We start from the raw sequence: 14,301 nt of genomic DNA, 5'->3' as shown, positions 1-14,301 counted from the left end.
CGTCGGCGGGTGCGGGTGTGTGGGGGCCGGTCGCGCAGTTCCCCGCGCCCCTGGGTGGGCATGGCCGACGCGGTTCAAGGAGGCACCGCATGCTTGATCACGTCATCAAGGGCGCCACCGTCGTCGATGGGACCGGTGCGCCCGCCTTCACCGCCGACGTCGGTGTCCGTGACGGTCGTATCGCCGTCATCGGGACCGTCACCGAGTTGGCCCGGACCTCCGAGGACGCCTCCGGGCTCGTTCTCGCGCCCGGGTTCGTCGACCCGCACACCCACTACGACGCCCAGCTGTTCTGGGACCCGTACGCGACCCCGTCCCTGAACCACGGCGTCACCACCGTCGCCGCCGGCAACTGCGGTTTCACCCTCGCGCCGCTCAACCCCGCCCGCCCCGAGGACGCCGACTACACCCGCCGCATGATGTCCAAGGTCGAGGGCATGTCGCTGGTGGCCCTGGAGGAAGGGGCGCCGTGGAGTTGGAGTTCGTTCGGGGAGTATCTCGACGCGCTCGACGGGCGGATCGCGGTCAACGCCGGGTTCATGGTGGGGCATTGCGCCCTGCGGCGGTACGTGATGGGCCCGGACGCGGTCGGCGGGCAGCCCAGTGAGGAGCAACTGGCGGAGATCGTGCGGCTGTTGCACGAGGCCATGGACGCCGGGGCCTGGGGGTTCTCGACCACCCAGTCCCGTACCCACTCCGACGGCGACGGGCAGCCGGTCGCGTCCCGGCACGCCAAGCCCGCCGAGCTGCTCGCGCTGTCGCGGGCCGTCGGCGAGCACGAGGGCACCCAGATCGAGGCCATCGTCGCGGGGTGTCTGGACCAGTTCAGCGATGCCGAGATCGAGCTGTTCGTCGAGATGAGCGCGGCGGCCGGGCGGCCCCTGAACTGGAACGTGCTCACCGTCGACGCGTCCGTGCCCGAGCGGGTGCCCCGGCAGCTGCTGGCGAGCGAGCAGGCGCGGAAGGCGGGCGGCCGGATCGTCGCGCTGACGATGCCGATCCTCACGCCGATGAACATGTCCCTCGGCACCTTCTGCGCGCTGAACCTGATCCCGGGATGGGGGCCGGTCCTCGGCCTCCCGGTCCCCGAGCGCATCGCCCGGCTGCGGGACCCGGACGTACGGGCGGAGATGCTGGAGCGCGCCAACTCCAAGGAGGCCGGAGTCTTCCGGCGGCTCGCCAACTTCGGCCGTTACGTCATCGGTGACACCTACAGCGAGGCGAACGCCGGGCTGAGCGGGCGGGTCGTCCAGGACATCGCGGCGGAGCGCGGCCAGGACGCCTTCCACACGCTGGTCGAGATCTGCGCGGCCGACGAGCTGCGTACGGTCCTGTGGCCCATGCCGACCGACAACGACCCCGCCTCCTGGGCGCTGCGCGCCGAGACCTGGCAGCACGAGGACGTGCTGCTCGGCGGGTCGGACGCCGGGGCGCATCTGGACCGGATGTGCGGAGCCCCGTACACCACCCGCTTCCTCGGCGACTGTCTGCGCCGTCGCAGACTGGTCGGTCTCGAGCAGGCCGTGAAGATGCTGACCGACGACCCGGCTCGGCTCTTCGGCCTGCGCGAGCGCGGCCGGATCGAGGAGGGCTTCCATGCGGACCTCGTGCTCTTCGACCCGGAGCGGATCGACGCGGGCACGGCCACCCTGGTGCACGACCTGCCGGGTGACAGCCCGCGGCTGGACGCGAAGGCGATCGGCGTACGGGCCGTGTGGGTCAACGGCGTCGAGGCGATCCGGGACGACGTGGTGAGCGGTGCCGTACCCGGGAAGGTGCTGCGGTCCGGGCGGGACACGAGGACGGTGAGCACGCGTTGAACGCCGGGGACGCGTCGGACGCGGGGCGCGGATCGGGCGCCGAGCAGCGGCTGTTCGTCGGGGGCGAGTGGGTCGAGCCGGACGGCGGCCGCTACGCCGTCGTCGATCCGGCCACCGAGGAGACCATCGAGTGGGCTCCGGAGGCCTCGCGGGATCAGGTGCACGCGGCTTGTGCCGCGGCCCGCGAGGCCTTCGGGCCGTGGTCGGGTACGGCGCCGGAGGAGCGGGCCGCGATCCTCGCCCGGGCCTCCGACATCATCCGCTCCCGGCTCGTGCCGTACGCCGAACTCGCCCAGGCGGAGACCGGGGCGACCACGGGGACGGCCCGCGCCATGCAGGTCGGCGTCGCGGCCGCCCGCTTCCGGCGGTACGCGCAGGTCGAGCCCGCCGAGTGGGCGGTCCCGCCGCAGATCAACGAGGCCGGACCGATGGGGAAGGCCGCGGTGATGGGCGCGCTGGCGGTCCGGCAGCCCGTCGGGGTCGTCACCTGCGTCACCTCGTACAACAACCCCTGGGCGAACCCGGCCGGCAAGATCGCCCCGGCGCTGGCGATGGGCAACACGGTGGTCGTGAAGCCCGCCCCGCAGGACCCGCTGTCGGTCTACCGGATGGCGGAGGCGCTGGAGGCGGCGGGTGCGCCGGCGGGTGTCGTCAACGTGGTCACCGGGCAGTCGACCGCCGTCGGCGAGGCGGCGGTCGAGTCGGGTGACGTCGACATGGTCAGCTTCACGGGCTCCACGGCCGTCGGACAGCGCATCGGCGAGGTGTGCGGGCGGCACATGAAACGGCAGTTGATGGAACTGGGCGGCAAGGGGGCCGCGGTCGTCTTCGACGACGCGGACATCGGCTCGGCGGTGGCCGGCATCGGCACCACCTTCTCCTTCTACAGCGGCCAGATCTGCACGGCGCCGACGCGGGTGCTGGCCCAGCGGGGGGTGTACGACCGTCTCGTCGAGCAACTGGCGGGTTACGCGGGTCGGTTGAAGGTCGGGGACCCGCGGGAGCCGGACACGGTCGTCGGACCCGTCATCTCCGCGGCGCACCGGGATCGCGTGGAGTCGTACGTCGAACTGGGCCGCAAGGAGGGCGCGGTGGTGGTCACGGGCGGTGAACGGCCTTCGTACGACCGCGGGTTTTACGTCACCCCGACCCTCCTCGCCGACTGCACCAACGACATGCGGGTGGCCCGGGAGGAGATCTTCGGGCCGGTGGTCGTGGTCGTCCCCTTCGACGAGGAGGACGAGGGTGTCGAGCTGGCGAACGACAGCGACTACGGGCTCATCGACTACGTCTGGTCGGGGGACGTGGCGCGGGCCTTCCGGGTGGCGCGGCGGCTGCGGGCCGGGGGCGTGGGCGTGAACACGGTGGGCCGGAACATGGAGGCGCCGTTCGGGGGCTTCAAGAAGAGCGGGGTCGGGCGGGACTGCGGCGCGTACGCACTGCACGCCTACAGCGAGGTCCAGTCGATCGTCTGGCCGGGCTGAGGGGGGCTTCCGGACACGCCCGATCCCTCAACTTCCCCTGAATCCAAGGGAGATGCCCTAGAGTCCCGGAGCGGTGGGCGCCGACATCGATGTCGGCGTCCTGAAAAGCAGTCAAAAACCGTTCCGGAGAAGTGACTTGAAGCTCACCAAGCGTCTCGCCCTGACCACCGCGGCCGTCGCCGCAGCGACCGCCTGCCTGGGTACGGCCGCGGGCTACGCCGCCCCCTCGGACGCCGCCCCCAAGCCCGTGAAGGCCCCCGCCGCGCTCAAGGTGCCCGACGGCAACAAGCTGACCGCCGTCTACGCCGCCCGGGGCGTGCAGACCTACACCTGCACCGACGGCGCCTGGAAGCTCCTGGAGCCGGCCGCCACCCTGTCGGACAAGAGAGGCCGCACGGTCGCCCTGCACTCCCGCGGCCCCGTCTGGGTCTCCACGGTGGACGGCAGCGCGGTGAACGGCGCGGCGATCGCCACCTCCCCCAAGACCGGCACCATCCCCGAGCTCCTGCTCCAGGCCACCGCCACCCGGGGCGAGGGCACCTTCGCGGGCGTCTCCTACATACAGCGCCTCAACACCACGGGCGGCGTCGCTCCGGCCACCGCCTGCACCGGCACGGACCAGGTGAGCGTGGCGTACACCGCGACGTACGCCTTCTACAAGCCGGCGAAGTGACGCGTGTGACGCCTTGAGCGGTACGGCGGTGTCGCCGTCCGGCGCGAGCCGGGCGGCGCCCGTGCGGCCGGGGTGGGACCCTCGGTGCATGGAGACCATGGTGCACGTCGACGGCGGTGAGGTCTGGGCGGACGACACGGGCGGGGAAGGGATCCCGGTGGTGCTGCTGCACCCCGGCGTCGCCGACTCCAGGATCTGGGATCCGATCGCCCCGGCACTCGTCGACCGGCACCGGGTGATCCGCTACGACGCCCGCGGCTACGGCCGCTCACCCGCCCCCACCACCAGCTACTCCCTCGCCGCCGACCTGCGCACCGTCCTGGACCACTTCGGCGTCCGGCGCGCCGTCCTGGTCGGCACCAGCATGGGCGGGGGTACGGCGGTCAACTTCGCGCTGGACGAGCCGGACCGCGTCGCCGGACTCGCCCTCCTGGTCCCCGGCATCACCGGCTACCCGGACCTGGAGTCCCCCGAACTGACGGCCCGTATCGGCGAGTTGGCGCGAGCGGGGGACATGGACGGCCTGGTCACCCTCTCCCTGTCGTCCTGGGGCACGGCGGGCACCGCCCCCGACACCGAGGCCGCCGAACTGGTACGGGCGGCCGTTCCGGCCTGGTTCACGACGTACGGCCACCAGACCGAGGACCCGCCCGCCTTCCCCCGCCTCGGCGAACTGACCATGCCCTGCACGCTGTTGCTGGGCGAACAGGACATGCCGCGGACCGTCCGCTGCAACGAGGCGATGGCCGCGGCGATCCCCGGCTGCGTCCTCGTACGCCGCCCCGACTGCGACCATCTGCCGACGCTGCGGGCCCCGGAAGCGGCACGGGAGTTGGTGCTTGACCTGTATGCGAGGGCGACCGGCTGAAACCGCCGAGGCCGCTCCCGGCGGCGCTTGCGGTCGAGCGCACTCCAGGTCCTAGAGTGACGACTCTTCCCGAGCCCGCCACGGAGTACGGAGTACCGGTATGCGCTATCGAGCCCTCGGCAGGACCGGCATCGAGGTCAGCACCCACTGCCTCGGCACGATGATGTTCGGCGCCGCCGGAAACCCCGACCACGAGGACGGCGCGCGCGTCATCCACGCCGCGCTCGACGCCGGGATCAACTTCGTGGACACCGCCGACATGTACTCGAAGGGGGAGTCCGAGGAGATCGTCGGCAAGGCGCTCAAGGGCCGGCGTGACGACGTCGTACTCGCCACGAAGGTGCACTTCCCGATGGGCGAGGGCCGCAACCGCAGCGGGAACTCGCGGCGTTGGATCGTGCGGGCCGTCGAGGACAGCCTGCGACGCCTGGACACCGACTGGATCGACCTCTACCAGGTGCACCGCCCCGACCACACCACGGACATCGAGGAGACGCTGTCCGTCCTCACCGACCTGGTACGGGCGGGCAAGATCCGGACGTTCGGCTGCTCCACGTTCCCGGCGGAGGACCTGGTCGAGGCCCACCATGTGGCGGAGCGGCGGGGCCTGATGCGGATGCGTACGGAACAGCCGCCGTACTCCCTCCTCGCCCGCGGCATCGAACGCGCCGTACTGCCCACCGCCGAGCGCCTGGGCATGGGCGTGCTGACCTGGTCCCCGCTGGCCTCGGGCTTCCTCTCCGGTGCCTACCGCGAGGGCCGCCCGGTCGACCTCACCACCGGCCGCGCCAAGCTCACCCCGCACCGCTTCGACCCGGAGGCCCCGGGGAACCCGGCGAAGTACGCGGCCGTGGAACAACTCATCGCCCTCGCCGATGACTTGGGCTGCACCCTCCCCGAACTGGCCGTCGCCTTCCCCCTGGTGCACCCGGCGGTCACCTCGGTGATCATCGGCCCGCGCACCATGGACCAGCTGACCTCCCTGCTGGCCGGCGCGGACCTGGTGCTCGACGACGCGGCACTCGACCGCATCGACGAGATCGTGCCGCCGGGGACCGACCTCTACCGGGCCGACGGGGTCTGGCAGCCGCGGCCCCTCACCGAGCCGGCGCTGCGCAGGCGGCCGGCGGGGGAGCGGGCGGCGGCCGACGCCTGACGGGACCTCTCAGGCGTCCGGATCGCCCGACGGGTCCCCTCAGCCGTCCAGATCCACCCGCACGGTCAGCAGGGCCGCGCCTATCGCCCGCACGGCCACGCTGTTCAGTGACCGCAGGGTGCGCAGGCGGGCGATCGGGTCGTCGTCCGGGAGGAGGCGGGCGGTTCCGGCGTACCAGCGGCCGCGGATCCGGACCCGTACCCGGGGGTCGGCCTTGATGTTGCGGACGTACTGCGACCGCTCCCCGAACTCGGACACCAGCCAGAACGCGTCGCCGACCCGGCGCCCGCCGACCGGCGTGCGCCTCGGCAGCCCGGAGGCACGGCCCGTGGTCTCCAGCAGCGTCTGGGTCGGCAGCCGGCGCATCACGGCGTTGAGGCGCCGCTGGAAGGCGGTGACGGTCAGGTACTTGTCCTCGGCGCTGCGGGGCATGATTTCCGGTTCTCCTGTCTCGTGGCGGTGCTGATGCTCTTCAATGTCCCCCACGGGGGCTCGAACGAGCGATGGAACCTCGAACGGATTCTCCGTGACGGTTCCCCGGTGAGGGACGGTGGGCCCCATGCGAGTCGTGACCTGGAACCTGTGGTGGCGCTTCGGCCCGTGGGCGGAGCGCCAGAAGGCGATCCTCGCGGTCCTGCGGGAGCTGCGCCCGGACGTCGTGGGCCTGCAGGAGGTGTGGGCGACGGGCGGCGGCAACCTCGCGGGCTGGCTGGCCGGCGAACTGGGCCTGCACTGGACCTGGGCCGCCTCCGACGCCTCGGACCGCTGGCAGCGGCGGATCGGCGAACCGGGCGTCGAGATCGGCAACGCGGTACTGAGCCGGTGGCCGGTGGTGGATCGTTCCGTGCTACGACTCCCGGCCCCGGCGGAGATGAACGACGGCCGCCTGGCCCTGTACGCGCGCCTGGACGCCCCGGGAGCCCAGGTCCCGTTCTTCACGGCCCACTTGACGTCCCAGCTACACGCCTCCGCGATCCGCCGCGACCAGGTCACGGCCCTCGCCCACTTCGTCGCGACCCACCGCACGGGCACCGACTTCCCCCCGGTGGTCGTCGGCGACTTCAACGCCCCGCCGGACTCCGACGAGATCCGCCTGTTCGGCGGCACCCGGACGGCACCGGTGGTCCCGGGCCAGTCCTTCTTCGACGCCTGGGACTACGCGGACCCCACCGCCCCCGCCGCCACCTGGGACCACACCAACCCGTACGTCCACCCGGGCCTGGGCCCCGTCGCCCGCATCGACTACATCCACGTGGGCGCCCCGGCGGGCCCGGACGGACTCGGGACGGTACGGGCGGTACGGCGGGCCGGGGACGGGCCGGTGGGCGGGGTGTGGGCTTCGGATCACGCGGCGGTGGTGGCTGAGTTGGCGGGAGCCGGCGCCGACGGATGAGATCGGTTTCGACCACCGGGCCGAGACAGCCCTGTCATCCGGGGATGCGGGCGCGCAGGGCCTGGATGGACCAGTCGAGTACGGGGGCCAGGTTCTCCGGTCCCGGCCAGCCGTTGATCACCGCGAGCAGCTCCGAGTACCGCTGCCTGCGGGGGTCGTGCGCGGTCTCCAGCCGGGTCAGCAGACGGCGGCGGAGTCCGACGTCGTCGGGGAGGCCGACGATGCGCGAGTAGTGAGCGGTCAGCGCCGCGACCGTCGGATCGGCCGAGGGCGAGGCCGGTTCGATGCCGACGGCGAGGGCTGGACCGACCTGGTCGCGGACGGCGGCGACAGGGCCGCGGCGCGGGACCCCGGTGTCGCCTTCGGCGAGCTCGGCCGCATGGCTCTCGACCGTCCGCCGCACACCAGCACGGAAGTCCGGGTCCTGGGACAGTTCGGCCAACTCGATCCAGGCCCGGACCTGTTCGGCCTCGGGGTTGTCGGGCAGTTCGGGGGTCATCGAGCGCCTGGCCCCGGCGAAGCGGGCGTCGGCGCCCGGACCGCCGAAGACGGCGTCCAGGAAGTCGTCGACCAGACGTCGGCGTTCGTCCTCGGAGAGCTTGGCCAGTCCGTGCATGAGATCCGTCTCCTCAGGGGTGGCCCCGCGCTCGGCCACCGCGGTCAGCACCGCACGCCGCAGCCGCAGGGTGCGGATCTGCACGGCCAGCGCTTCGGCGTGCGCTGCCGCGACCTCGGCGAGCGAGAGCTCCTGGTCCACGACCTTCCGGATCGTGGGGAGGCCCAGTCCCAGGTCGCGCAACGTGCGCACGAAATCCAGCCGTACGACCGCCTCGATGCCGTAGCGGCGGTAGCCGGTCGGGGTGCGATCGGTCGGCGCCACGATTCCGCGATCGGAGTAGAACCGAATGGTCTTGACACTCAGCCCGGTCCGCCGAGCCAGTTCACCGATCGAGTAGAGCGCGTCACCGTCCATGCCCCCACCCTTACGTCTCCCCCTACTGGAGACTCAAGCTCCCTCGCTCGCCAGTCCTCGATCAGCGGATCTCCGCATGATCAGTGTCCTCACGGGTGAGTAACCGTACGCTGCGGGAATGGAGTTGGGGACTCTCGCAGTTGCGGTCGTCGGGGCGGTTTTCGGCGTCGCCACGACGCTCGTCACGGACCTCGTGCGGTCGCGCAGGGAGCAGGACCGGTACTGGAACGAGACGAAGCGGGTTGTGTATGCGCGTTTCCTGACGTCCCTGGCGCAGACGCACAGCCGCATGATCCGCGCCGCGTTCGGTGGGCAGCCAGACGATGCCCGGCGGGACGGGGTGCACGACGCCTTCCACAACGACCCCCAGGACAGCAACGCCAAAGCCCTGCTGCGGGAGTTGGGCATTGTTTCACCGGATCACGTCTATCAGGCCGCTCTGCCGGTCTACGGGCAGCTCCAGGTCATGCGGGATCTCCTCGCCGCGCACTCCCTCCGTCCGGAATCGACGGAGTACGACGAGGTGAGAGGGCCGTTCTTCCGAGACTTGGAGACTCTGCAGAAGGTCATGCGCGATGACCTGCAACCGAAGACCTCCCGTCGATCCAGGCTGGTTCGATCGCTCGACTGAGGCTCGGTCACCGACCTCTGGTCGTCAAGGTCACCTGAGCCAACGCGCGGCGGCGGATCAGGTTGATCACCTGTTCCAGGAGCTCGGCCTGGTCGTCCGAGTGCCGGCTCGGGATCCCACGGCCCGGGCACCCGGTACGGATCAAGCCCGATGACGAGGACACGGGGCGAAGCGGTGGCGTCCATGGCTGGACGATACGCGGCGGACACTCGTGGGTCAGCGACCCAGGAAGATCGGGTTGGTGAAGCCCGCCATCGCTCCCGGCAGGGGCCCCGCCGCCGTCTCGTGGCGCAGCTCAGCCCGTACGTACGCCGCGTAAGCCGGAGTCGTCCGCCACTCCACCACCCCCGCCCCCGACACCGGCAGCACCTCGCTCGTGAGCTGCACGCCCTGGTCCGTGACGATGCGGGCCGTGCAGCGCGGGGCGCCCGACACCTCCAGGCGGACCGTCACCCGGCTGTCCTCGGGCACCTCCAACCGCCCCCCGATCCCGGCGTGTTCGCCGCGCGCCCCCGTAGCCGTGAAAGTCATGGTCACGTTCTTCGACTCCGCGATGTACGAGCGCCCGGCCCGGATGCCGGCCCGGATCGCCTCCCGGGTCAGGTCGTCGGCCAGGACCACCGTCTGGGGCAGGCCGACCACGTCCGGGTCCCGGTGCGCGTCGCTGTTGCCCATCGCCGGGAGCCACCCGCGGTTGTCCCGGACCGCCGCCACCAGGGTGTTCTCCCACTCCGCCAGCGTCACCTCGTCGTCGGGCGTCCAGGGCCCGTTCCACACCTCCACCGCGTCCGCCTCGCCGAAGCCGAACTTCCAGCCGCAGCCGATGCAGGTGGCGTGCGGATGGGCGGGTACGACGAGACCGCCGGCGCGGTGGATCCGGCGGGCGTACTCGGTGAAGCGGTTGTCCCGGGCCCGGTAGCGCCAGTCGACGAAGGTCCCCGGGTCCGTGCCCAGGGCCACTACGTGGCCGTTCCTCGTCGTGACCTCCTCGCCCAGCAGGATCAGCAGGTCGTCGCCCGCCTCCGTGGCCCAATGGGGGTGCGAGGTGTGCGTGTTGTGGTCCGACGTGTTGATGAAGTCGAGGCCGGCCGCGCGGGCCAGGGCCGCGATCTCGGCCGGTGTGCGGTGGCCGTCCGAGTACCAGGAGTGGAGGTGGCAGTCGCCCCGGTACCAGGCGCGGCCCCTGCCCTTCGCGCGGGCCGGCGGATACACCGGCCTCGGCGTCTCGCCGGGCTCCCCGTACGTCAGCGTGATCGTGAGTTCGTACGACAGACCCTGCGGCGCCACCGTGTACGGGCCCAGCGCGACCGACCACGTGCCCTCCCGGACCGGTCCCGGCACATACCCCGGCGTCGCCTCGTCCGCGCGGACGAAGAACTCCGTGCGGGCGCCGCCCGACCAGCCCCGGAAGCCGCGGCCGCCCAGGTTGGTGCCGCGTTCGTCGAAGATGCCGATGTCGAGGGCGTTGCCCTGGGTGCCGGCCGGGACGGCCGGCCGGTCGTAGGTGTACGCGACCTTGATCTCGCGTACGCCCGAGGGGACTTCGACCGGTACGTACACGAAGTCCGGGGATCCCGCGGGCAGGGTGCCGCGTACCGTCCGCGTCTCCTGCTCCCGCTCCCGCTCCGGCTCATGGCCGTCCGCCGCCGCGAAGCTCACGCTTCCCAACGTAAGCGCCCCACCCCCGATGTGAAGCCTCCGGTGTGAATGTGATGCCGACCGGTCGGTATCGACATATGTATCCGCGACCGGTACAGATGGGGCATGCGAATCGCCGTCACGATCTTCCTCACCGACGAGACCATCGCCCCCGTCCGGCTCGCCCGCGAACTGGAGCAGCGGGGATTCGCCGGGCTGTACCTGCCCGAGCACACCCACATCCCGACGGAGCGCACCACCCCGTACCCGGCAGGTGGTGAGCTGCCGCCGGAATACGGCCGTACCCTCGACCCCTTCGTCGCGCTCGGCCAGGCCGCGGCCGTCACCGAGCGGCTCGGGCTCGGCACCGGCATCACGCTGGTCGCCCAGCACGACCCGATCGACCTCGCCAAGCAGATCGCGACCCTGGATCATCTCTCCGGCGGCCGTTTCACCCTCGGGCTCGGCTTCGGCTGGAATGTCGAAGAGGCCGCCGATCACGGCGTCGAGTGGCGGTCGAGGCGCGAGCTGGTGCGGGACCGGATGGCTCTCATGCGCGCGCTGTGGAGCGAGGAACCGACGGCCTACGAGGGGGAGTTCGGGAGTGTCCGGGCCTCCTCCGCCTATCCCAAGCCCGTACAGAAGCCGCGGGGACCGGTGGTCGGCCCGCGCACCCTCCTCGGCGGGGCCGCCGGGCCCAAGCTCTTCGCCCACATCAGCGAGTACGCCGACGGCTGGATGCCGATCGGCGGGCGCGGGCTCACGGAGTCGCTGCCGGTACTGCGCACCGCATGGGCCGACGCGGGCCGCGACCCCTCGGCCCTCCAGATCGTCCCGTACGCAGTCTTCCCCAGCCCCGGCAAGCTCGCGCACTACGCCGACCTCGGCATCGAGGAGGTCGTGGTCCAGCTGCCGCCGGCGGGGGAGGCGGAGGTCCTGCGGGTACTCGACGAGTACGGCCAGTTCCAGTGACACCGTGTAACGAGCGCCGTCCCGGTGGATGAGGCGGCACCTCTTTGGCCTGATCAAGCCGAACGTATGCTCAAAGAATGACGACTTCCGCGACCTCCGGAACCGGCTCCTCCGACGGCCCTCGTGGCACCGGCCCCACCGAGAACTCCATGCGTCGCGCCCTCAAACGCGCCCGTGACGGCGTCGCCCTCGACGTCTCCGAGGCCGCCGTCCTCCTCCAGGCCCGCGGCGAGGCCCTGACCGACCTCGCCGCGAGCGCCGCCCGGGTGCGTGACGCCGGCCTCGAGCAGTCGGGCCGCCCCGGCGTCATCACGTACTCGAAGAGCGTCTTCATACCCCTCACCCGGCTGTGCCGGGACAAGTGCCACTACTGCACCTTCGTCACCGTCCCCGGCAAGCTCCGCCGCGCCGGGCACGGGATGTTCATGTCGCCGGACGAGGTCCTGGACATCGCTCGCAAGGGTGCCGCCCTCGGTTGCAAGGAAGCCCTCATCACCCTCGGCGACAAGCCGGAGGAGCGCTGGCCGGAGGCGCGGGAGTGGCTCGACGCGCATGGTTACGACGACACGATCGCGTATGTCCGGGCCGTCTCCATCCGGATCCTGGAGGAGACGGGCCTGCTGCCCCACCTCAACCCGGGTGTGATGTCCTGGACGGACTTCCAGCGGCTGAAGCCCGTCGCCCCGAGCATGGGCATGATGCTGGAGACCACGGCGACGCGGCTGTGGTCCGAGCCGGGTGGTCCGCACTACGGCTCTCCCGACAAGGAGCCCGCCGTCCGCCTCCGCGTCCTCGAGGACGCCGGCCGCTCCTCCGTCCCCTTCACCTCCGGCCTTCTCATAGGCATCGGCGAGACCTACGAGGAGCGCGCCGAGTCGCTGTTCGCGCTCCGGAAGATCTCCCGGGCGTACCACGGCATCCAGGAACTGATCATCCAGAACTTCCGCGCCAAGCCGGACACCGCGATGCGCGGCATGCCCGACGCGGAACTGGACGAGCTGGTGGCCGCGGTGGCCGTGGCCCGGCTCATCATGGGGCCCGCCGCAAACATCCAGGCGCCGCCCAACCTCGTCGCCGGCGAGTACGAGCGGCTGATCGGCGCCGGTATCGACGACTGGGGCGGGGTCTCCCCGCTGACCATCGACCACGTCAACCCCGAACGCCCCTGGCCGCAGATCGAGGAGCTCACCGAGCGCTCCGCGGCGGCCGGGTTCGAGCTGCGGGAACGTCTCTGCGTGTACCCGGAGTTCGTGCGGCGCGGCGAGCCGTGGCTGGACCCGCGGCTGCTTCCGCACGTACGGGCGCTGGTGGATCCGGAGACCGGGCTCGCGCGTCCCGACGCGCCGGTCGAGGGGCACGCGTGGCAGGAGCCCGACGAGGTCTTCGTCGCCTCCGGGCGGACGGACCTGCACTCCGCCATCGACACCGAGGGGCGTACGTCCGACCGCCGCGACGACTTCGACGAGGTGTACGGCGACTGGGCCGAGCTGCGGGAGGCCGCCGCGCCCGGCATGGTCCCGGAGCGGATCGACACCGACGTGAGAGCGGCGCTCGCGACCGCGGCCGACGACCCGACGAAGCTCACGGACGCCGAGGCGCTGGCGCTGCTGCACGCCGACGGGCCCGCGCTGGACGCGCTGACGCGCATCGCCGACGACGTGCGCAGGGCGGCGGTCGGCGACGAGGTGACGTACATCGTCACCCGGAACATCAACTTCACCAACGTCTGCTACACCGGCTGCCGCTTCTGCGCCTTCGCGCAGCGGAGGACGGACGCAGACGCCTACACCCTCTCCCTGGACCAGGTCGCGGACCGGGCCCAGCAGGCCTGGGACGTCGGCGCGGTGGAGGTCTGCATGCAGGGCGGGATCCACCCCGATCTGCCGGGCACCGCCTACTTCGACATCGCGAAGGCGGTGAAGGAACGCGTCCCCGGGATGCACGTGCACGCCTTCTCGCCCATGGAGGTCGTCAACGGCGCGACCCGCACCGGCCTGTCGATCCGGGAGTGGCTGATCGCCGCCAAGGAGGCCGGCCTGGACTCCATCCCCGGCACCGCCGCCGAGATCCTCGACGACGAGGTCCGCTGGGTCCTCACCAAGGGCAAGCTGCCGACGGCGACCTGGATCGAGGTGATCACGACGGCGCACGAGGTCGGAATCCCGTCGACCTCGACGATGATGTACGGCCATGTCGACCAGCCCCGGCACTGGCTCGGCCATCTGCGCACCCTGGCCCGTATCCAGCGGCAGACCGGTGGCATCACCGAGTTCGTGACACTCCCCTTCATCCACACCAACGCACCGGTCTACCTCGCGGGCATCTCACGCCCCGGTCCCACGATGCGGGACAACCGCGCGGTCACCGCCATGGCCCGCCTCCTGCTCCACCCGCACATCCCCAACATCCAGACCAGCTGGGTCAAGCTCGGCACGGAGGGCGCGGCCGAGATGCTCCGCTCCGGCGCCAACGACCTCGGCGGCACGCTCATGGAGGAGACGATCTCCCGTATGGCGGGCTCCTCCTACGGCTCGTACAAGTCGGTCAAGGACCTGATCGCGGTCGCCGAGGCGGCCGGACGGCCCGCCAAGCCCCGCACCACTCTGTACGGAGAGGTCCCGGAGGAGCGGCAGCGCTCGGCCCGGGCCTCGGACGGGCATCTGCCCGAACTTCTGCCCGTGCTGGAGTGAGTA

At 71.7% G+C, this 14,301-nt stretch carries 12 protein-coding genes; 9 read left to right on the top strand and 3 right to left on the bottom strand.

Annotated elements, in window-relative coordinates; translation table 11 throughout:
- Positions 1 to 50 precede the first annotated feature (50 nt).
- The 5 genes from ACQEWB_RS21245 to ACQEWB_RS21225 all read left to right on the top strand — a co-directional run bounded on the left by ACQEWB_RS21245 (position 51) and on the right by ACQEWB_RS21225 (position 6,001).
- A complete protein-coding gene (locus ACQEWB_RS21245) occupies positions 51 to 1,820 on the top strand; it encodes an N-acyl-D-amino-acid deacylase family protein (protein ID WP_432843925.1) in 1,770 nt (589 codons plus the stop codon).
- 50 nt (positions 1,821 to 1,870) lie between these two features.
- Entirely contained in the window at positions 1,871 to 3,304 is a 1,434-nt protein-coding gene (locus tag ACQEWB_RS21240; RefSeq protein ID WP_432843923.1) for an aldehyde dehydrogenase family protein, read from the top strand.
- Between the two features lie 136 nt (positions 3,305 to 3,440).
- The gene (locus ACQEWB_RS21235; protein ID WP_432833292.1) at positions 3,441 to 3,977 is read left to right on the top strand and encodes a DUF3455 domain-containing protein; all 537 of its coding nucleotides are present in this window, start codon (positions 3,441 to 3,443) and stop codon (positions 3,975 to 3,977) included.
- 88 nt (positions 3,978 to 4,065) lie between these two features.
- A complete protein-coding gene (locus tag ACQEWB_RS21230) occupies positions 4,066 to 4,845 on the top strand; it encodes an alpha/beta fold hydrolase (protein ID WP_432833290.1) in 780 nt (259 codons plus the stop codon).
- 100 nt (positions 4,846 to 4,945) lie between these two features.
- Positions 4,946 to 6,001, top strand: coding sequence for an aldo/keto reductase (locus tag ACQEWB_RS21225; protein WP_432833288.1), 1,056 nt, complete (start codon positions 4,946 to 4,948; stop codon positions 5,999 to 6,001).
- Positions 6,002 to 6,040: 39 nt separating this feature from the next.
- Here the strand turns inward: ACQEWB_RS21225 and ACQEWB_RS21220 are convergent, their stop codons facing one another.
- Positions 6,041 to 6,433: a nitroreductase/quinone reductase family protein gene (locus ACQEWB_RS21220; RefSeq protein WP_432833286.1), complete on the bottom strand. Its 393-nt coding sequence runs from the start codon at positions 6,431 to 6,433 to the stop codon at positions 6,041 to 6,043.
- Between the two features lie 127 nt (positions 6,434 to 6,560).
- On the opposite strand from ACQEWB_RS21220, the gene ACQEWB_RS21215 reads away from it, so the two are divergent.
- A complete protein-coding gene (locus ACQEWB_RS21215) occupies positions 6,561 to 7,394 on the top strand; it encodes an endonuclease/exonuclease/phosphatase family protein (protein ID WP_432833284.1) in 834 nt (277 codons plus the stop codon).
- A gap of 34 nt (positions 7,395 to 7,428) precedes the next feature.
- Here the strand turns inward: ACQEWB_RS21215 and ACQEWB_RS21210 are convergent, their stop codons facing one another.
- Positions 7,429 to 8,367, bottom strand: a complete 939-nt coding sequence (locus tag ACQEWB_RS21210; RefSeq protein WP_432833282.1) for a MerR family transcriptional regulator — start codon at positions 8,365 to 8,367, stop codon at positions 7,429 to 7,431.
- Positions 8,368 to 8,485: 118 nt separating this feature from the next.
- Between ACQEWB_RS21210 and ACQEWB_RS21205 the strand changes: the two genes are divergently transcribed.
- Positions 8,486 to 8,998, top strand: coding sequence for a hypothetical protein (locus ACQEWB_RS21205; RefSeq protein ID WP_432833280.1), 513 nt, complete (start codon positions 8,486 to 8,488; stop codon positions 8,996 to 8,998).
- Positions 8,999 to 9,214: 216 nt separating this feature from the next.
- Here the strand turns inward: ACQEWB_RS21205 and ACQEWB_RS21200 are convergent, their stop codons facing one another.
- Positions 9,215 to 10,687 (bottom strand): CehA/McbA family metallohydrolase, encoded by a 1,473-nt coding sequence (locus ACQEWB_RS21200; protein ID WP_432843921.1) that lies wholly within the window; start codon positions 10,685 to 10,687, stop codon positions 9,215 to 9,217.
- A 75-nt stretch (positions 10,688 to 10,762) separates the two neighbouring features.
- Here ACQEWB_RS21200 and ACQEWB_RS21195 point away from each other — a divergent pair, with 75 nt between their 5' ends.
- Positions 10,763 to 11,608 (top strand): LLM class F420-dependent oxidoreductase, encoded by an 846-nt coding sequence (locus tag ACQEWB_RS21195; protein WP_432833278.1) that lies wholly within the window; start codon positions 10,763 to 10,765, stop codon positions 11,606 to 11,608.
- A gap of 77 nt (positions 11,609 to 11,685) precedes the next feature.
- Positions 11,686 to 14,298, top strand: a complete 2,613-nt coding sequence (locus ACQEWB_RS21190) for a bifunctional FO biosynthesis protein CofGH (RefSeq protein ID WP_432833276.1) — start codon at positions 11,686 to 11,688, stop codon at positions 14,296 to 14,298.
- Positions 14,299 to 14,301 lie beyond the last annotated feature (3 nt).

Origin of the sequence: Streptomyces sp. CA-249302, from assembly GCF_050936785.1 — a bacterium.
GTDB lineage: Bacteria > Actinomycetota > Actinomycetes > Streptomycetales > Streptomycetaceae > Streptomyces.
This window is presented reverse-complemented; position numbering and strand designations above follow the sequence as displayed.